The sequence below is a fragment of the Pelagicoccus sp. SDUM812003 genome (assembly GCF_031127815.1).
GTDB lineage: Bacteria > Verrucomicrobiota > Verrucomicrobiia > Opitutales > Opitutaceae > Pelagicoccus.
The window spans coordinates 560,269-579,234 of sequence record NZ_JARXHY010000001.1 but is presented as its reverse complement, the minus strand read 5'-3'; the positions used below and the strand labels follow the sequence as shown (position 1 = coordinate 579,234).

General features: G+C 56.3%; 14 protein-coding genes. 11 read left to right on the top strand and 3 right to left on the bottom strand.

From position 1 onward, the window contains the following. Positions 1–617 precede the first annotated feature (617 nt). The 3 genes from QEH54_RS02330 to QEH54_RS02320 all read left to right on the top strand — a co-directional run bounded on the left by QEH54_RS02330 (position 618) and on the right by QEH54_RS02320 (position 3,958). Positions 618–1,166 carry a chlorite dismutase family protein gene (locus tag QEH54_RS02330; RefSeq protein ID WP_309017006.1) on the top strand — a complete coding sequence of 183 codons (549 nt, stop codon included), beginning with the start codon at positions 618–620 and terminating at the stop codon, positions 1,164–1,166. A gap of 1,181 nt (positions 1,167–2,347) precedes the next feature. Continuing rightward, positions 2,348–3,385 carry a putative zinc-binding metallopeptidase gene (locus QEH54_RS02325; RefSeq protein ID WP_309017005.1) on the top strand — a complete coding sequence of 346 codons (1,038 nt, stop codon included), beginning with the start codon at positions 2,348–2,350 and terminating at the stop codon, positions 3,383–3,385. 72 nt (positions 3,386–3,457) lie between these two features. Then, positions 3,458–3,958 carry a hypothetical protein gene (locus QEH54_RS02320; RefSeq protein ID WP_309017004.1) on the top strand — a complete coding sequence of 167 codons (501 nt, stop codon included), beginning with the start codon at positions 3,458–3,460 and terminating at the stop codon, positions 3,956–3,958. A gap of 274 nt (positions 3,959–4,232) precedes the next feature. Here QEH54_RS02320 and QEH54_RS02315 read toward each other — a convergent pair whose 3' ends face one another. Then, positions 4,233–4,904, bottom strand: coding sequence for a chitobiase/beta-hexosaminidase C-terminal domain-containing protein (locus tag QEH54_RS02315; RefSeq protein ID WP_309017003.1), 672 nt, complete (start codon positions 4,902–4,904; stop codon positions 4,233–4,235). 378 nt (positions 4,905–5,282) lie between these two features. On the opposite strand from QEH54_RS02315, the gene QEH54_RS02310 reads away from it, so the two are divergent. The 5 genes from QEH54_RS02310 (at position 5,283) to QEH54_RS02290 (ending at position 13,709) form a co-directional block, all read left to right on the top strand. Then, positions 5,283–6,599 carry a VCBS repeat-containing protein gene (locus QEH54_RS02310; protein ID WP_309017002.1) on the top strand — a complete coding sequence of 439 codons (1,317 nt, stop codon included), beginning with the start codon at positions 5,283–5,285 and terminating at the stop codon, positions 6,597–6,599. Continuing rightward, positions 6,596–8,029 carry a tetratricopeptide repeat protein gene (locus QEH54_RS02305; RefSeq protein ID WP_309017001.1) on the top strand — a complete coding sequence of 478 codons (1,434 nt, stop codon included), beginning with the start codon at positions 6,596–6,598 and terminating at the stop codon, positions 8,027–8,029. The genes QEH54_RS02310 and QEH54_RS02305 overlap by 4 nt, the downstream gene beginning before the upstream one ends. Before the next feature lie 354 nt (positions 8,030–8,383). Next, entirely contained in the window at positions 8,384–10,333 is a 1,950-nt protein-coding gene (locus QEH54_RS02300; RefSeq protein ID WP_309017000.1) for a hypothetical protein, read from the top strand. A gap of 24 nt (positions 10,334–10,357) precedes the next feature. Next, positions 10,358–12,118, top strand: a complete 1,761-nt coding sequence (locus QEH54_RS02295) for a hypothetical protein (RefSeq protein WP_309016999.1) — start codon at positions 10,358–10,360, stop codon at positions 12,116–12,118. A 412-nt stretch (positions 12,119–12,530) separates the two neighbouring features. Continuing rightward, complete coding sequence (locus QEH54_RS02290) at positions 12,531–13,709, top strand: PAS domain-containing sensor histidine kinase (RefSeq protein ID WP_309016998.1); 1,179 nt, start codon at positions 12,531–12,533, stop codon at positions 13,707–13,709. Between the two features lie 204 nt (positions 13,710–13,913). On the opposite strand, the gene QEH54_RS02285 is transcribed toward QEH54_RS02290, so the two are convergent. After that, positions 13,914–14,966: a PilT/PilU family type 4a pilus ATPase gene (locus QEH54_RS02285; protein WP_309016997.1), complete on the bottom strand. Its 1,053-nt coding sequence runs from the start codon at positions 14,964–14,966 to the stop codon at positions 13,914–13,916. 12 nt (positions 14,967–14,978) lie between these two features. Further along, positions 14,979–16,610: a PilT/PilU family type 4a pilus ATPase gene (locus QEH54_RS02280; RefSeq protein WP_309016996.1), complete on the bottom strand. Its 1,632-nt coding sequence runs from the start codon at positions 16,608–16,610 to the stop codon at positions 14,979–14,981. A gap of 250 nt (positions 16,611–16,860) precedes the next feature. Here QEH54_RS02280 and QEH54_RS02275 point away from each other — a divergent pair, with 250 nt between their 5' ends. The 3 genes from QEH54_RS02275 (at position 16,861) to QEH54_RS02265 (ending at position 18,953) form a co-directional block, all read left to right on the top strand. After that, complete coding sequence (locus QEH54_RS02275) at positions 16,861–17,481, top strand: arylesterase (protein WP_309016995.1); 621 nt, start codon at positions 16,861–16,863, stop codon at positions 17,479–17,481. A gap of 69 nt (positions 17,482–17,550) precedes the next feature. Further along, the gene (locus QEH54_RS02270; RefSeq protein WP_309016994.1) at positions 17,551–17,958 is read left to right on the top strand and encodes a VOC family protein; all 408 of its coding nucleotides are present in this window, start codon (positions 17,551–17,553) and stop codon (positions 17,956–17,958) included. 143 nt (positions 17,959–18,101) lie between these two features. Further along, positions 18,102–18,953, top strand: a complete 852-nt coding sequence (locus tag QEH54_RS02265; RefSeq protein WP_309016993.1) for an alpha/beta fold hydrolase — start codon at positions 18,102–18,104, stop codon at positions 18,951–18,953. Positions 18,954–18,966: the final 13 nt, after the last annotated feature.

Genomic DNA, 18,966 nt, shown 5'->3' with positions numbered 1-18,966 from the left:
CCCTCAAACACATGGAATCCGATACCCAGATGACTTGATATACAAAAGTCGTGAACTCCTTTATATTATTAACTTGCAGTGCCTTCTCATGGAAGGCGGTCCATACAACTCCGGCCATCACTCCGCGGTGACCTACGCGTATGGACTTCACGATCCACAGAAAAACAAATGATCAGGTTGATGAGAAGAAACAGACACCAACTTCTGGATACGAACCGTCAGGACGTGGAGTCGAATAAGGAAGAGGAATTCCAGAAGCGGAAGCGACAGGACACTTCGACCGAGACTGCAGATTGATCCTGCAGCGGGAAAGAAACAGAATGAAAAAGAGATAAAAGTCACCTCAGCCAAATCGAGAAACAAGGGAGGCAGCAAGCTGGAACGCCCCTAACAGATGATCGAACCGAAGGAACTATTGATGATCAGTAAAACGTTCAGAAAGATGGAAACACGGCAAGGCAGCCAAAAGACTAGATCCCAAAGATTTGTGGAACCAGGCGGTCGATACAACTCGGGCCAATCGCCCGAGTTGCGGATGCAGCAAGGACTAGTCTTGCCCTACTCTTTCACCTCGTTCATCCGAGGCCATCTCGAAACACTTCACGTGAATAAATAACATGAACAAACGATTATTCAGTTTCGTCGCTGGCGAATGCGGCGAGTGGTCAATTCGAAGTATTCAAACCATTGTTGGCGAGAGCTTGCCGACATCCAAACGCCTTACCATAGAGAATGGAGACTTCTCGGGTAAATGCGATTGGGCGCTGCGCGGAGTGACCAGCAACGAGCGCTATGTGACTAAAGCAGAAAAGACTGCTCTCGTTTCAAAGCAGGAGGGGTTGGGACGCAAGGCATCAAACTATGCCGCCTTAATTCCAATACGAAAAACCGATGCATGGTGGTCGCTTACTCAAGAGGAGCGAAGAGATATTTTTGAAGAGCAATCACGCCATACCGATATCGGCCAAAAGTTTCTTCCAAATATCGCACGAAAGCTTCACCATTGCCGCGACCTCGCAAGCGTAGAGCCCTTCGATTTTATAACCTGGTTTGAGTACTCGAGCGAGGATGAAACTATGTTCGATGAGTTGGTACAGTCGCTGCGAGAGGGAATCGAATGGCAGTACGTCGAAAGGGAAATCGACATTCGATTGGTGAAGGAATGACTACGCGCTATCAGGCAGACCATGCATTTCCGACCTAGGACACCGAGCTAGCCCACGCCTATGGCCTTCACGCTAGCTAAATAAAAACAGTAGCAGAGCTCTCCCTTCTGACTAGATTGCACTCCACCCATCTCTCTGCGAATTCGATGCAACTGATCGTTCCTTACCCTATATCATTCTCGAGATGCAAAGGCGATAGTTGATGACGCTTCCGAGCCCTATCTCAATTCGTTATTCCCGCACAACTCAGGGTACCTTGTCTAAAAAGGAGTCAGAACTACTTTCTGTGCGCTTCCGATACGTTTTTGCACAAACCACGAACGCAAAAGCAAAAGCATTCATCTCTATTTTTGAATAGACTCGACCGAGTGATATTCTCAAATTGGGTCGATTCCATATCAAGTATCGAACGAGGCGAAGAGCTCGCTGCAGCTGATATAACAATGGGAAACGAGGAGCGCTACCTGACGGGCATTACAGGTCGTAGATATGGCGAAAATAGGCGATGCTAATAAGGGAACCCCTCACGTCGATCATGGGGCAGAAGAGTCGACGCCTCGGTCTTGGACACGATTGCGGTTTCGACCTTCCCGTCGCGCACGCGAGAGTCGCGTCGACTGCTTTCAAACACATTCTATCATGCCAATATATTCTCCTTTATGCAATAGACCCGATCCTGTTACACAGAGAGTCTAGATTTCAAAAAAAGAAAAAAAAGAAAAAAATAGAAACGCGCTCCAATAGGAAAGCATCGATGGCTAACCGCCGAATCACCGTTTGGAGCTGATGGCGTATATTGATATTTGAGCCTAGAGCGTTCGACTCGGAAAAGAAGTATAATGAAATTCTATTTCGATTCTGGAGGCTCGGTCGCTCAGTTGGTAAACATGGATCTAGGCCGCGAAGCAGAAAAGGTGATGAGTGTTGGCTCCATTCTCCGTGGGAACCCCTGCAAGTGTATGAAATCGATTCGCCATCTTTGACGGGGGAACATTTGAGAGTTAGATTTGCCTTCTCAGAAAGGTCGAAAACAACAGACTTACCCCTACGGCCCATAGGGCTCCGGGCTGCTCTTCGCTCTGAACTGCGGGAATTGCCCCAGCGGTAGTCGAAAAGAATGAACCTTGCAGACGGAACGCTGACAACTGATAAGAGAAATCCCTGTCCTATCAGCCATTTCTATGAAAAATTTCTACTGCGCGACCTGCGGCTCACGGGTATTCTTCTCGAATTCGGTTTGTCTGAGCTGTGGCACGAAAATCGGTTTCGACCTAAAAAGCTCGGAGATGGTTGCCGTTTCCTCCGATTCCGAGGACCAAGCGTTCAAGCCCTGTCAAAACTACTCCCAGCATGGCACTTGCAACTGGGCGATCAAAGCGGATTCGGAAAAGGTTTTCTGCCGCTCCTGCGAGCTCACCGAAACCATCCCCGACCTGAGTCTGCCGGAAAACAAAGTCGCATGGGCCAAGCTCGAGGAAGCGAAACGTCGTCTGGTCTTCAACCTCGACCGACTGGGCCTTAAGACCATACCGCGAAGCGAAGCGCAACCCGATGGGCTCTGCTTTCGCTTTCTTGCCGACTCCCAGGAACCAGACGCTGAACCCGTGCTCACCGGTCATGCGTCCGGAGTGGTCACCATCAACATCGTCGAAGCCAACGACTCTGAGCGCGAACGCCGTCGCGCCGCCCTGGGCGAGCCCTATCGCACCCTGGTCGGACACATGAGACACGAAGTCGGGCACTACTTTTGGGATTTGCTGGTAGGCGACGACGACCGAACTGCCTTTCGCGACCTATTCGGCGACGAGACGATCGACTACGGAGAGGCCTTGAAAAAACACTACCAGAACGGTCCGCCCGCAGACTGGCCATCGTCCTACATCAGCTCCTACGCCACCGCCCACGCCTGGGAGGACTGGGCGGAAACCTGGGCCCACTACCTGCACATGATGGACTCGGTCGGCACCGCGTACCATTCGAGAGTCCGGATCAATCGCACCCGCAAAAGCGATCCATATTTCAACTACAGCAAGGTCGATCTTTCATGCTTCGATTCGATCATCACGGCTTGGCCCGCGCTCGCTTGCACCATCAACAGCTTCAATCGCAGCCTTGGCATGCCTGACGCCTATCCGTTCGTAACTCCGCCAAAGGTCGTCGAAAAGCTCCGTTTCATCCACGAGCTCGTGGCGAAGCACGGCGCAGGGCGCGACGTCTGAGGACGGTTGACACGGGAGCCTCGGGGAGCTGCCGCATTGACAGCCAGTGGCATTCGCGAAAACTCAATTGCGATGATTTCGTGGAAATTGCGGCCCAGTTTTCGACAGGAGCTCGATTTGGGCAGCGACGAGGCGCAGAACCGTATCGTTCGACACGTGCAACGCGATCACTCTAATTTCGAGATCAAGAGTTTCCCAGGCTTCGTCTGCTTGCGAATCCCCAAAGAAGACCGCCATTTCTGGACGCCGCGGCTAAACGTAAGCCTCGAGCAGACAGAGTCCGGAGGCACTCAAGTACGTGGCACCTTCGGCCCCAACGCCAACGTGTGGGCGCTCTACCTCTACGGCTATTTGATCGTTGGCATCGTGGGCATGTTTTCCGGCATGTTCGGCGCCTGCCAACTCTTCGTCGGCCTATCGGCGTGGGGACTGTGGGTCTTCTCCGGGTCGCTGGTCATCGCTCTCGCCCTGTATCTCGCCTCCCGCATCGGACAACGCATCGCCATGCCCCAGTCAAAGCTCCTCGAGAGGATCTACGTGGAGGCGGTCGGGCAGGAGGTTCGGATCCGATAATCCTCGGGAAAACGAGGCTAGGCGCTTACCGACGGGCGCTCCGGCCGCATCTTCACAGCTGGCTCTTTTCGACCGATTTCAGGGCCAGTTCCATAACCTCAAATCGGGGCGAAGCCGCGACCAGGCCGCCCAACCGACACCCACCAGAATGCGCACGCCCCAGTAGGCAGCCTAGACAGCCAATCCCGCGACTGCCCTTCCCCGCAGCGTAAAAGCAGTCGCGACCACAGTCGTTAGCGGCATCAAATAAGCCCCGTTGCTGGCGGCGGCTTTCTCAATCGCTCGGGGCGGACTCTCCATGCACCTCGAAAAACCACAAGGACCGAGCGCCCGCTTCCACCACGATGGAGCGCTCTTCGCCGTCTCCGACGATGTCATCGCAAACAGTCTCCCAACTCAGCAAGTCACCAGACCCTCGAAGCGTATAAATAATGCCTTCGCTGGTCAGAAACGAGAGGAAGAGCAATTCCGGCTCGCTGGTCCAAGCGAGCGCTACGTCCAGCCCGATCGAATCATCTACGAGGTGTAGTTGAGTTTCCACGACACCGCTATCCGCGTATCCATCCTTCAACGCCATCACCTTTAGCGACGTCACGCCAGTGATTTCAATCGGCTCGATATATACATTGCTGGAGGCAGTGGGTTCGCTGCCATCCAATGTATAATAAATCGCCGCGCCATCGGTTGGATTTGAAAGGGCGACTCTTTTATTCTTCAAATAAACGTTCCGACCTAGCGATGCAACGGGGAGCTCGACTTGGGCGAGTTCATAGTCGCTCGTCGTAGTTTCGCTATCGGGAAAGCGCGTGCCGGTAGCGATCGCTCGTATGGTGGCCGTCTCGCCGGATACGATCGGATCCTTATACGGCGCCTTGTGAACGTAGCCGCGGCTCGAATCATAGCTTAGATCGAGCGGCAGGTCCTCCGCACCGGTAGGCAGTCGCACCGCGCTGTGGGATCCATCCGCCGCGATCGCAACGGCTGCCCCCTACTCGCTCGGGACGAAAGACTGACCAAAAAAGTCCAGCCCCCAAATCCTAAGGTTCGGCTCAGCGGTCGCTGGCAAGACTAGGATGGATACAAAAGCGATGCAGCTCGTCAGATCCGAAAACAGGGTGCGAGAACGGAGAAAACGATACACAAGAAGAGTGCAAACGCAGCACGCAGGCACGACAATGAAAATCGGGTTGTCCCGTAGCATCGAATTCTTAAATTCGTGATGCGAAAACGCTCCTCATCGCGCTGACCAAACAATTGGCCGCGAGCGAGCTGAGCGGGCATTTAAAATTGCGCGAGTCGGCTGCATCATTTCTCATCGGATCAAATGGTCCCCCTCCTCCACCTCCCGCCCGTCCGGCCCCTCGCGACGGTTATCCCCTGTCTTCTTATCCTGCTGCAAGGGTGCTCTCCCCCTTCGGAAAACGAACCCCTCGCCCTGCCCCCGGTAGCGGCCCACGCCAAGGCGGTGGACGATCTGGACCTCCTTTCCCAACAACGGATCGGAGCCCCAATCAAAGGACGTCCGTGGATCGCCCACGTCACCCCGGTGGACCTCGACCAGGATGATCGCATGGACGCCGTCTTCTGCGAAGCCCAGGAGAACCGGATCTATTGGCTTCGACAAGTTTCCGACGGGACGTTCCAGGAACTCGTCTTGGCCGAGAAAATGCAAGCGCCCGTGCACGTGGAGGCGGTCGATATCGATGGCGACGACGACCTCGATCTGCTCGTATCAAACATGGGCCAGGTCTTCCCAAACAACGACCGGATCGGGTCGATCGTTATCCTGGAAAACGACGGGAAACAATCCTTCACGCCGCACTGGGTTCTGCGAAACGTCGCTCGCGTCAACGATGTTAGAGCAGCCGACCTCAATCGGGATGGCGAACTCGACCTAGCTGTAGGACAATTTGGATACGACCAAGGAGAAATCCGTTGGATGGAGCGAACCGGGCCCTGGGAATTCAAGAGCCACAATCTCCTGGACCTATCGGGCACCATAAACGTGTCTGTAGCAGACTTCAATGGTGACAGTTTTCCCGACATCGTAGCGCTGGTTTCCCAGGAATGGGAACAGGTTTGGTACTTTGAAAACGATGGTATGGGGAACTTTTCCAAGAAAGCGATCTGGAGCTCCACCAACGAGGACTTCTCCTCCAGCGGAATGACGGTCGGGGATCTCAACCGTGACGGACTGCCGGACGTTCTGTTTTCCAACGGAGACGGATTCGGCCCAGTCGGCATCCCTGGCCCCCGCCCCTGGCACGGCGTGCAGTGGCTGGAAAACAAGGGAAACGGATACTTTCGCTTTCATCGCATCGGGGACCTTGGCGGCGCTTACTCACCCATCGAAGCCGATCTGGATGGAGACGGCAATATGGACGTCGTCGCCGTGGCGGCGTTCAACGACTGGTCGAAGTCGGACTCCCAGTCGTTGGTTTGGTTTCGCAACGATGGCCGCTTGAACTTCACTCCCCACGTGCTTGCCTACTCGCCCATCCAGCTGTTAACCATCGCTGCCGGAGATTTCGACGGCACGGGTCGCACTTCCCTAATCACCGGAGGCTTTCACGCGTATCCACCTTTCAACGACCGAATGAGCAGAATTCTGCTCTGGAAGCAGGAGGAGCAGCAGCGATGAACAGAGCAACGAAGTGGATCATCGCCAGCGCTATCCTAGCCGCCTTGGCGATCGGCGGCATCATCGCCTACCTGCCCCACGCCCGTGAAGCTCGACTTCACGAAGAAGCCATAGCAGCCCTGCCGACACGACCAACCGATATCGTTTATCCAGAATTTATCGAGCGCATCGAAACAGCGGAAAATCAGGTCCGGTCTGGCAAAAACTGGCGAGAGGGGCTCGGTGCGCTCGCCGCCATGTACCACGCGAACGGATACACCCAAGAAGCCGCTACCCTCTACGGAGCGCTCGTGGATTCGGACCCACAAAACGGCCGCTGGACCAATCGGCTGGCATCCATCTACGCCCTCTACGGACAACTCGATCAGGCCATGCTTCTGTGGCAGCGTACCGCGCGGATCGCCCCCGACTACCTGCCAGCCCAGCTGAACCTGGCAGACGCGATGATAAAGACCAACCGCGCCGCCGAGGCCGTGCCGCTCTACGAGGCCGCGCTGAAATCCGACCCCCAAAACCCCTACGCCATCGCCGGTCTGGCCCAGGCTGACATCGCCGCTGGAAATTGGGAGCAGGCAAAAACGCGGCTGGAAGATGCCGGGCTAGCGAGCGATGTGGGCATTGGAGAAAACATACTCGTCTCCGTGTACGAGCGCCTCGGCGAGACCGAGAACGCCCGGGCCATCCGCAGCCGGGCGAAAAGCACCGACTCATACATCGAAATTCCGGACCCCTGGCTCGACGAAGTGAGCGAGGATTGCTACGACCCGTTTCGACTCACCCTCGACGCAGGCGCGGCGCGACGCAAAGGGGAGCAGCAACGAGCCCTTCGCCTACTTGAAAAAGCCATCCAAGTCGACTCCGCCTACGCCCACGCCCACTTCCAACTGGGCCTCCTACGGATCGAACTTCGCGACCTACCGGCAGCCAAAGAATCCCTCCGGAGATCGGTCGAGCTCGACCCTCGATACGGCGACGGCTGGGCGACGCTGATCGAGCTCAGCCAGTCGCAGCGTGAAGCCGAGCGCCTGCTTGAAGAAGGCCTGCGCAAGTGTCCGGACTCTCCCACCTTGCACTCCCTAAACGGAAAGCGGCTCAAGGCCATGGGCCGATTGGACGAAGCGCTCGAAGCGTTTAAAACTGTCGCCGCTTTGCGTCCGGCGGAGATCCTGGGCCTCATCGAATGCTCGCTGATATATTTTCAACAGGGCAAAAACGAGCTCGCCGTGCAAACACTGCAGGAAGCGCTCGAAATCGTTCCCGAAGATCCCATGGTACTATCCACGCTCGCCATCCACTGGATCAATGCCGGAGACGAGTCGAAAGCCCACGACTTCGCCCTACGCTGCCGAGATCAGCCTCGACTGCCCAAGCCCCACCTCATGCAAGTGAAGCGTTCCTATCAAGACGCTTTCGGACAGTCTCCTTGGTGAGGAGCGACAAGCAAGGACGCACATCTCGAAGGGCATCGACTATTCGTATCCTATCCTTGGATACTATAAAATCGCGACATCCCGCTCACGAGAGCTAGCAACCGTTCCGACACGTCCCCGCTTCGTCCCTACCTCGCCCCCTTTGCGAAAGCCGCTGCGCGCGGAATACAGGCTTCGCGTCTCACCAAACGTAAAACGCTCTAGTGTTGCGCCCCAAGGTCCGACCGCCTACGGTCCTTCTTCGAATCCAAACTGCTCAAAGCCTAGCCTAATCCTGTGCATCTGTGGGCTGTGACTTCGTATGTTCGCAGTCGTTCGGCTGGGCGATTGGCTCAATCCTAACCGCCACCTTCGATGACTCAAACGAACTCCATCCGGAGTGCATCGCGCCGGGCCGCATTTTCGCTGCTTGTCGCGACCGCCTTCTCTTTCGCCTTCTCGCTTCAAGCAGCCCCCTCCTTCACTCGCACCCTTTCCGTAGACGACCCCAGCATTCCAGACTTCGCTTTCGCCCAACTCCTCGCATGGCCTTACGACGAAGCCCTCGCTCCGGCGGACATCACCGTCCCCAATGGTGCGTTCATGGTCGCCTGGCTGGAAAACGAGGGAAATCCCCAATTTCAACTCGGCCCCGCGACAGCGGCCTTCGAAGACGATGGGACGTTGCTTTGGTCCGCGTATATCCACCCCGAGGATTTGGAAGACACCAGCCAATCGCTCATTCTTCCCGAAGCCTTGGACAATGAGCGAATCGTGGCCGGCGTCATTTACGAGGACGATAAAATTCGTTTGGCTAACTATAACGGATCCGACCTGAGCCCTTATTACTCGTTCGAAATCGATGAGGCGAACGCTCGCGACTACCAGCTTCAAGGATACGTAGCTTTCGACAGCACCTGGGGCACACAATGGGAGGAGGACGATTCCCTCGCCTTGCTGCTCGTCGATAGCTCCGGAGATCCCGTCATCGACAAGCGCTATTCAAGCTCCGTTTTGATCGACGAGACGAGCGTGGAAAACAAGACGCAAAGCTTCACCGTCATTCATGATCCGGTATCCGGAAACCACTACCTCCAAGCGGAGGTGATTGAAGGTTCCATCGTCGCTGCGACCTCCAACACCCACCTAATCGCGAAACTCGACGCGGACGGGAATCCTCTTTGGGCAAAATCCTTCCAGCGCGCCGTAGGCGAAACCTCCGCCGCCGCCTCGGCCCAAGACCTCTACCTTTCACCAGACGGAGATCTCTTCGTCTCGTTTACCTACACCGACCTCAGCACCTTCTCAAACGCCACCGTTCTTGCGAAAATCAGTTCATCAGGTGAACTGCTCTGGTCGAAGAAAGTCGCCGGCACGAGCCTCGCCCTCTACAATCTCCTCAGCCCGACTGCCACCATCGATAGGATCTGGGCCTCCGGATCCTTGATCGACCTCGAAGCGGAAGCCCTCGTTCCCTTCGTAACCGCCATCGATATCGAGACCGGCGAGTTCACAAACTCCATCAATATCGCAGGAAGCACCAGCCTCACCGTACTAGGCGTCACTTCGCAAAAGGTCTATCTTTCCACGACAAGCGGCGAAACGGAGTCCGACCAAACGATCAGCATCGTCAAAGCGAGCCACGACCTCGCGATCGAAAGCGCTTCGTACACCCGCGACTCCACCCCCGCGGCATTCAGGGTCACCCCCGCCAGCGACGAGCACTTCCTGGGCATGGAGTTTTTCCCAGACACCAACGAGCTGCTAGCGGTCAGCCTGGACGAGAACCTGCAAGCGGTCGAAGACGACTGTATCGATTTTTCAAGCACAACCGCAAGCTCCGCTCCCGTCACCCTCGAAGTGACGGACTACTCGCTGACGCTGGACACGGTCGATCTCGCCGCCTCGGAAGGCAACACCACTCTAACTCCCACCACGATCCCTGTGGCGAGTCTGCCACTCTCCTTAGCAGACTGCGCGGGCGAGCCCATTGGCGGTGGAGGCGGCAATGATGGAGGCGGCGACGGAGGAGGAGGCGATGGCGGTGGAAACGGCGATGGCGGTGGAAACGGCGATGGCGGACCGACGGGCGAACTGGTCGAACGCGTGGAAACGAGCACGGTCCTGACCCTCGAATCCGGATTGACCATCGAGTTCCCGACCTCGACAGGAGCTACGTACCAGCTAATGTATTCACCCGATCTCGTAACACCCTTCATAGAGGTCGAAACGCTGACGGGCGACGGCGATGACGCGTCGTTCACCATCGCAGACCTTCCTGAAACGATGGGTTTCTACAAAATCGCCGAAACCCCAGCGCCCTAGTCGCCTCGCTAACCGACAGCCGTTATGATCCGCTCATTCCTACTAGCAATCCTGCTCGCATCCACGGTTTTCCTTACGTCCTGCGGCGGAGAAAAGCCATTCTCCCCCGAGGGTTTAGGTCCGCTCGAAGACGTCATCCAAACCGGCGATGACGGAGCCTGGTCCGTCACTCGAACGGATGGAATTCACTGGCTCGAAAACCGACAGGATTCGGGATCCATCCAGTACTACTTTTCCAACTACGTCGAAGATCAGGCCGGCAAGCGAACCGTCATGGCGCTGGTGAATCCCGCCGAAGCCGACTCGAACGCTAGAGCCGGCATTCTCTACGGATATCAAGATTCGCCCAAAAGCTACTACGCCATCGTAGTCGGTCCCGACAGTGTACTGGAAATCTACCGACGCGATCAGGACGGCTTCGGGCTGACGCAATCCAGCTCCTTCGAACCGGCCGAGAGCGGATTCCAAAAGATCACCGTAAGCGAAAACGATTCAACCATCCGCGTATCAGTGAATGGTCGCGACCTCGCAAGCATGCAGTCAGACCAGCTCGGCCGCGGCGCACTCGGCATCGTCGCCATGGGAACCGGTCGCTTCGGTTTCACCAACTACCGTGAAACCGGTACGAACAACCTGTCGAGCGTTTCACCGAAGAAAGTCGACTCTGTCGAAGAAACAAGAACCTCCGTATCCACTCCTCAATCACCTGCAATGCGATTCAAGGATCAGCCTGTTCTCGACGTCAGCAGGAACCGGGTGCCAGCCTACTTCGTCTTCGTACCCGATGGTTGGAAACAGGAGGGCAAGTTCGAACAGTTTCAAGCGTATCACAACGTTCCCTACTTTGGCTCCATAGATGTCAAGGCTCCCGACGGCCGGGCCTTTTCCTACCTCCCTCTTCTGGAGTTTATCTACACCGACTTCGCCCAGCTCCCGTTCATGCAGCCATACGAGGGCCGTCCCGCCTTTCGCCAGCCCACTTCGCTCGGCGAGATCATGCTCTCGATCGTGCAGGCAAATCCGCAAAGTCCGATCTCAAACGTTCAGATCGTCTCAGAAGAGCCGGCCCCCGAACTCATCGAAATGGCGCGACGCAACGCGCGCCCGATCCTTCAGCAAATCGAGATCGACAATCGTCAGGCCGGGCAGTTTGGGGAACGCCAAACCTACCAAATCGACGCCCGCAAACTTGTCCTTCGTTATGAAGAAAACGGCAAGCAAATCGAGTCCACTAACTTCGCCACAATTACTAACTACGCGTTCGTACAGCCAAACGGCGCCACCCGTATCGCCAAATGGAACATTCTCAACGCGATCGCCCTCGCCGGGCCGGTCGGTAGCGACTACCTCAACGACCCTCAGCTTGCAGCTGTCGCCCGCTCCGTGCGGATGAACCCCGATTGGGCCTACGCCATCGACCAATGGAACCAAGGCGTGCGTCAGCTTGCTATCCAAGAGGGAATGGCCAAAGCGGCCGCCGCGCGGCAGGGCTGGCAAAACACTGCCGCCACTCAGGGCGAAGACGTCTTGGATATAAGCTTCAATGGATGGAAGTCCCGCAACGCTTCGAGCGATCGGATGCAGAGCCTGGAGGTCAACAGTATCCACGAACGCACTACCTATTCCACACCTTCTGGAAGTACCGTGAATCTGCCTTCGTATTACCAGAACGCCTACACCGACGGCCAAGGAAACTACGTTCTACACAACGACGCCCTCTACGATATCAACACCGACCCCAACTTCAACTCGCGCGATTGGTCCCGCATCGAGGAGGTCCAGTAGCCTTCCACTCTACACCCCAACCGTCGCTATACGAAATTCGCATCAACCCTCTCAGACTCCAGGCGCTCCGCCATCTGCCGCACGAAGGCCCGAGGCAAGTGCATCAGACGTGCCCATTATCTCGATGCCTGCTCGCGTATCGATCTAAACTTGCGTTGCGACCCGCTTCGCCTTGGTCTGGTCATCGCTAGGCGACGATTCCCTAACCTCCGAATTTTGGCCCGCCGGGCGCAGCGGCACAACACAACAGGCACCGCAACACAGCGATCCGCGTAAAGCGAGTGCGCTGAGTTTAGCGCGAAACCCCACCTCGTCTTTGCGAGAGCGGCCATGTCCGAATAAATTGCCCGCTCACAACCGGTTTGCCATCCCTCGCAAAAAGCGACTATTCTACGCCCAGTTTTTTCCATTCATGCTCAAAGCAAGCGCCAGCTCCATCCAAGACCACAAGTTGACCACCTCCAGCGGTGAGCAGTACGAGTTTTCCGAGATCGCTACTCCCAGCCCACCCTTGATTCAGGAAGCGAAATTCTCTGATTCGGAGCGAAACGCTCTGCACGGCCTCCTCAACGTCCATCAGGACTTCGTCTACTCGTTCGATGAGGACCTGCGACTCACCTTCGTCAACCAGGCATTGCTATCGCTTTGGGGTCTGACGAAAGAGGACGCCGTCGGAAAAAACTTCGCTGAGCTGGGCTATCCGCAATCCCTCGTGGAACTGCACGAGGCCCAGCTAAAGCTGGCGTTTCTGGGGAAAACGATTCGCGGAGAAAACGAATACAACAACCCTGATGGCAAGTATGGGTACTATGAATACATTTTCGCTCCCATAAGAAAGCAGGACGGTTCGGTCAATTCGGTGGTCGGAGTGACGCGAGACATCACCCATCGCAAATTGCTGGAGGAAGAACGAGAGCGTTTGCTCTACGCGATCGCCCACGACATGAGGTCCCCCTTAGGCGTCATTGCCGCAGGCAGCGATCTGCTCGAACTGGATAACAGCAAAGACGTGCTCCAGCTCATCAAGGGAAATGCCAGAAGAGCCATCCGACTATTGGAGGACCTGCTCGACTCAGCCCGAATTCGGGCCGGAGAATCAGTGCTGCTGCGACAGCAATCCATCGACTTAAGAACGCTTTGCATGGAAACGATCGAAGAGTTCAAGATCTTGCACGGCGACCGATTCGCCATAGATGTCCCGGATACCGAATCCCCCTGCCTTGCCCACGTCGACCCCCACGCGATTCAGAGAGTCCTAGCCAACCTGGTCTCCAACGCGGTCAAATACGGCGTTCAAGGCGCTCCGATCACGATCGCACTACGAAAGGGAGACGAGCAACGCTATGAGCTCTCTGTGCGAAACGTATGCGACAAGCCCATCCCCGAAAAGCAATTGAAGGAATTCTTCGAACTCTTTCGGCGCGGCGCCATTGAAGGCAAAGCCCATGCCTCCCGGGGCTGGGGCATTGGACTTCCGACCTCCGCCCGGCTCGTAAAAGAGCACGGAGGAGAGCTTGAAGCACGTAGCGACGAAAACGCCGGCACGACTTTCACCGCCATCATCCCCGCGAAAACCGAACGTTCTCCATAGCCTCCCGCTCGCCTTCACCTTCTGCATCGGCAGTCGTTGAACGAGTGCCTAAGAGCTGCTGATGGACAACCCCAGGAAACGGCTTCCCGAAGTCGGAAAAGGAGAAAGGAGCGAGTGCCCCAACGCCCGATTCTCCATCATTTTTAGATACAAAAAGCGCGACGTAGAGACGAGGCGCACCAGGACGCCTTCGCTCTGGTCTATCTAGTTTCGCCCAGGGGCGAAGAGATCCTTGTTGGTAGATTTCATGTAAGCCTCATCACGGGAAATAAGACCACCTTGCAGACACTTCATGATGCTCGTATCCATGGTGACCATACCACGACTCTGACTACTCTCGATCAGTCCCCGCACGTTGCTGATCTTGCCGGTGCGGATGCAATTTGGCAGAGCTTCATGTTTGAGAAGAATCTCATGCACCGCCACTCGCCCCTTGGGCTCTCGCTTGCAGAGCAACTGTGAAACGACCGCTGAGAGGCAACTCGCCAACATGGTCCGAACCTGGTTCTGCTCCGCGGCAGGAAACGCGTCGATGATGCGATCGATGGTCTTCGGGGCGTTGTTGGTATGCAAGGTGCCGAAAACCAGCATGCCCATCGAGGCGCAGCTGAGGGCGAGCTTGATGGTCTCCAGCTCACGCATCTCACCCACCAGCACCACGTCCGGGTCGGCCCGCATCGCACCTTTGAGAGCGTTGGCGAAGGATTGGCTGTGCTCGCCCACTTCGCGGTGGACGATGACGCTGCGTTTGCACGGATGCACGAATTCGATCGGGTCCTCGATGGTGATAATATGCTTGTCCTGCGTCTCGTTGATGTAGTCGATCATCGCAGCCAGCGTAGTCGATTTTCCACTACCTGTCGGTCCCGTCACGAGAACGAGACCCTCATTTAGATTGCAGATATCCTTCAGTTGAGCGGGAAGCTTCAGATCGTCGAAGGAGAGAATCTTGGCCGGGATCTGACGAAACACCGCCCCAGGTCCCCAGTAGTTGTTGAGAAAACTTCCCCGAAATCGGGCGACGCCTGGAATCTCATGCGCGAGATCCAGATCGCCTGTATCCATAAACTTCTGCCATTGTTCCTCGTGGCAGATTTCGCGCAGCAAGGCTTGCATTTCGCTTTCGCTGATTGGCGAGGCGCAAAGGTCGCGAATCGATCCCGAAGCGCGGATTTTGGCAGGCTGGCCAACCGTCAAGTGGAGGTCGGAGCCATCGTTGCTGAGCATTTCCTTTAGGAGGGCGTCGATTTGGGCCATGAGAGAATTGGGTTATGCGGGGATTTGGGCCTTGAGCATTTCGCTAACAAGATTCGCCCGAGCCACGGAGCCGGAGATGGCCCCGCTCTGCCAGAGCTTCATGATGGACTTGTCCATGAGGATCATGCCTTGGCTGGCTCCGGTTTCGATCACGTTGGACAGCCCCTCGATCTTGCTTTCGCGAATCAGGTTTTTCACCGCCACGTTGCTGATCAGGAGCTCCGCAGCCAAATGAGTGCCGCCGTTCCTGCCCGGAAGCAGTCGCTGGCAGATGATGCCGCGCAGCGACTCGGAAACCATCGCTCGGATCTGCTGTTGCTGAGCGGCCGGGAAAACGTCAAGGAGGCGGTTCAAGGTGGTCGAGGCATCGCTGGTGTGCATGGTGCCGATGACGAGGTGACCGGTCTCCGAAGCGCTGATCGCCATCTCGATGGTCTGCAGGTCGCGCATCTCGCCAATGACGATGATGTCCGGATCCTGACGCAGGGCCCCCTTCAAGGCGCTGTGAAAGGTCTGGGTGTGGCTGCCGACCTCGCGTTGGGTGATCTGGCATTGGCGGGAGCGATGAACGAACTCGATCGGCTGCTCCACGCTGATGATATGGTCGGTTCGGTGCTCGTTCATGTAGTCCACGAGCGCCGCCAATGTGGTCGATTTTCCCGATCCGGCAGGTCCTGTCAGCAGCACTAGCCCATTGTGGTAGTCCAGCAGCTTCTCGATTTGGCCGGTCGCCTCGAACCCCAGCTCGGCAAGGCTTCGTATCCGTTCCGTGACGACACGATAGGTGCCCGCGACGCCATCCTTGTGCTGCATGACATTGATTCGGAAGCGAGCCCCCGGTCCAAGCTCAAGAGCGTAGTCGAGGTCCCTGCTTTCCTCGAAGGCTTGCCGTTTGCGGGGCGACAGAAAGGATTTGTTCAACAGGTCAGCTTTCGCCGCAGACAAAGGAGCGGAGCCGAGGTAGGCGATTTGCCGATCCTTGCGCCCAAAGGGCCGAGAACCTGCCGAAAGGTGCAGGTCGCTGATCCCCTGCCTCTGACAAGCGAGCAACGCCTGAGCGAGCAGGTTTCTTGCCGCGGGCTCGGAGTCGATCGTCGCGGCGTCGAATGACGGCATCGCAGCGGCGTGCGGTCGATCGAAGGCGGGGGTGGCGTCAGAGAGGGCTGATGGCGAAGACCCCACGGAGCGAACATCAGCCGGCGGATTCCGAACCGTCTGTCGGGCGGGTTCGGACTTTGGCTGCATGGCAGGACGCTTCGTCTCCAGCGGAGTAGATGGGCGCGCCACGGGAGCCGGCTTAGCGACGGTCTCGTTCTCGAAACGCGGCGTAGTCGCCACCGCCCGGCTGGCATCCGAACTCGGCTGTGTTTGAGTGGCAGTCTGCACGGCGGCCGCTCGCTCTTCTTCCGTGGCAAATGGGTTGCAAGGCGGCTTCACACCGGCTCGGTCCTGTTGCAGCGCCTGCTCCAACAGACTTTTCAGCAACTCCTTGTCCGGGCAGAGATCGTAGTCCTGAAGGATTTCGCTGAACTCTCGGGCATCGATGTCCTTGGGAAGTCTCGACCTCAGGATCTGACAGTGTTTCGGGTTCAGGATGCTAGACTCCACCAGTAGGTGGGTCAGCCATTGCACGTCGTTGGTCATAATGGATTAGTGAAATGCTGGTGGTGAGGTCAGTCGTCGCTCGCTCGAAGAGTCATAGCGCGGCCCCATCTCTGTCGGCGCGAACGCCTGTCAGCGCATGGAAAGAATCCCATCCACCCTCGATTTTACCGATTGATTACGCCGACTGAGCTCCCTCCTCTAGGGCAGCGAAAGCGTTTCGCGAGGTATCGCGTATCGCACTTTTAGCTCCAAACGGGTCCAAAGATGTCGATTCAATCAAGCGACTCCTATGAAAAGCACACATACCCTTCTCAGTTCTCTTCTGCTTCTTGTATTCACCCTGAGCGGTGGATGCGCTCGTCATGATAAAATAGATACAGTCGATCGATCCACAAAAATACTGGCGTTTGGCGATAGTCTTACCTCAGGCGTTGGGGCTGAATCGGAGTACAGTTATCCATCCATCCTTTCTGAGCTGCTGAATTGCGAGATCGAGAACTATGGAATCAGCGGCGAAGATACCACAGCAGGTCTTGCGAGGCTGCCGAAGGCCCTTGAAGAAACGCGCCCTGACCTCGTTTTGCTCTGCTACGGAGGGAATGATATGCTGCGCAAACAGCCCACGGAACAGACAAAATCCAATCTAGAGAAGATGATCACGCTCATAAAGGCCCAAGGCGCGGACATCGTTCTGATCGGTGTCCCCAAGCCGGGATTAACCCTTAGCGTGCCAGATCTCTACCAGGACCTCGCCGACCAATACAGTCTGCCTCTGGAGAAGGATTCGATCCGACGTATCATTCAGACGCCGTCGCTAAAAAGCGACAAGGTTCATCCTAACGCTGCTGGCTACAAGGTCATGGCGGAAAGCATCCATCAGCTCATTATCGAATCATCGTCTCGAGACTGATCTCAAAGTCGAAAACGCTAACAGACTTGCCAATCTCATGGCATTTCCCAACCTCTGCTGCAGGGGGAAATGGATACAGACTCGAAAGCTAAACTGACTGCTTCGTCGCCTATTCTGTTGGTAAAGGATGTAGTCGCTGCCGCTAACCACTATCGAGACGCGATGGGGTTTCACTATGATCGCTTTTGGGGAGAGCCGCCGAACTTTGTTATTCTGAAACGTGATGGGCTGTTTGTCATGTTGCGTCAGGCTGACGACCCGAAACATGTCGTTCCTCATTGGACGGTTGCCGATAAGCTTTGGAACATCTACTTCTGGGTGTCGGATGTTGAGATGCTCTACTCGGAGTTCTTAGCGAGAGGAGCGAAGATCGACTACGGGCTATGCGATCAGCCTTACGGTTGCCGCGAGTTCGGAACTCAGGACTTGGACGGCTACGACATCGCGTTCGGACAGCATATCGACCAGACTCGTTGAAACGAAAAGCCGACGGAGCTCAGACTGTTAGACGTTAGAGCTCCCAAGCCCTTGCGTCAGCGCAAATCCCCAGATAGGAGAACTGCATCAAATGAAGCGGCTCCCCATTTTCCAGAACGCAAGGGCCAGTTTGCCTCGAAAGCATGAAACAGGATTCTACCACCAGCAAGCGCCTGCGGGTTCGAGACGGCACCGAACTCCACTGCGAATGGATACGAGGCAGCTCAACGGCGTGGCTCGTTTGCGTCCATGGGATCGGAGAGCACATTGGTCGAGAAGCTCACTTGTCGCGACTCTTCGCTGATCGTTTCAACATATTTCGATACGACCTCCGCGGCCACGGGAAAAGCGATGGGCTGCGCGGCTACATCGATTCGTTCGACACCTACTTTCGCGACCTGGAAGACATCGTCGCCCAACTCTCCAGCACGCATCCAAATTTTAGATACACGCTTTTCGGACACTCTATGGGCGCTCTTATCGCCGCTGGGTTCGCGCAATCCTGCCCTGAACAAGCCCCCGCACCCGAGCGCCTTTTTCTTGCCTCTCCCCCGATCGGACTCGGAGGACGCGGCGGAGCGATGGTCAACTCCCTTCCTCGCGGCCTCGTCAACGCGCTCTGTAAAACGCCTTTCTCCATCCCCATCGGATCGACGCTCAACCGTCACAATCTTTCGCACGACAAAGCGATCGCCCGGAATCTCGAAACGGACTCCCTAAGCCTCAAGCGTCTCCATACCAAACTCCTCTTCGGCCTCGTGCAGGCCTCAAGAGAGGTGTTCAGTCGCCCGATCGCCGCCCCCTGCCCTATCTTCGGGGCCATTGGCGGCGATGACCGAATCGTCTCCTGTTCCGAAGCCCTAGAGTACTTCGACACCCATGAACCGGGGGCTGACTTTCGGGTTTTCGAGGGAGCCTACCATGAATTGCACAACGAGACCGACGAATACCGACAGCCTTATTTCGATTTTCTGAAAACGGTCCTCACGGGTTGAAAACTCAGCCCCC

Excerpts from the sequence above, each read along its gene's own strand:
- QEH54_RS02320 (WP_309017004.1), top strand. The coding sequence starts at position 3,458 with ATGATTTCGTGGAAATTGCGGCCCAGTTTTCGACAGGAGCTCGATTTG.
- QEH54_RS02270 (WP_309016994.1), top strand. The coding sequence starts at position 17,551 with ATGGATACAGACTCGAAAGCTAAACTGACTGCTTCGTCGCCTATTCTG.
- QEH54_RS02275 (WP_309016995.1), top strand. The coding sequence starts at position 16,861 with ATGAAAAGCACACATACCCTTCTCAGTTCTCTTCTGCTTCTTGTATTC.
- QEH54_RS02295 (WP_309016999.1), top strand. The coding sequence starts at position 10,358 with ATGATCCGCTCATTCCTACTAGCAATCCTGCTCGCATCCACGGTTTTC.
- QEH54_RS02305 (WP_309017001.1), top strand. The coding sequence starts at position 6,596 with ATGAACAGAGCAACGAAGTGGATCATCGCCAGCGCTATCCTAGCCGCC.
- QEH54_RS02285 (WP_309016997.1), bottom strand. The coding sequence starts at position 14,966 with ATGGCCCAAATCGACGCCCTCCTAAAGGAAATGCTCAGCAACGATGGC.
- QEH54_RS02330 (WP_309017006.1), top strand. The coding sequence starts at position 618 with ATGAACAAACGATTATTCAGTTTCGTCGCTGGCGAATGCGGCGAGTGG.
- QEH54_RS02300 (WP_309017000.1), top strand. The coding sequence starts at position 8,384 with ATGACTCAAACGAACTCCATCCGGAGTGCATCGCGCCGGGCCGCATTT.
- QEH54_RS02280 (WP_309016996.1), bottom strand. The coding sequence starts at position 16,610 with ATGACCAACGACGTGCAATGGCTGACCCACCTACTGGTGGAGTCTAGC.
- QEH54_RS02290 (WP_309016998.1), top strand. The coding sequence starts at position 12,531 with ATGCTCAAAGCAAGCGCCAGCTCCATCCAAGACCACAAGTTGACCACC.
- QEH54_RS02325 (WP_309017005.1), top strand. The coding sequence starts at position 2,348 with ATGAAAAATTTCTACTGCGCGACCTGCGGCTCACGGGTATTCTTCTCG.
- QEH54_RS02265 (WP_309016993.1), top strand. The coding sequence starts at position 18,102 with ATGAAACAGGATTCTACCACCAGCAAGCGCCTGCGGGTTCGAGACGGC.
- QEH54_RS02310 (WP_309017002.1), top strand. The coding sequence starts at position 5,283 with ATGGTCCCCCTCCTCCACCTCCCGCCCGTCCGGCCCCTCGCGACGGTT.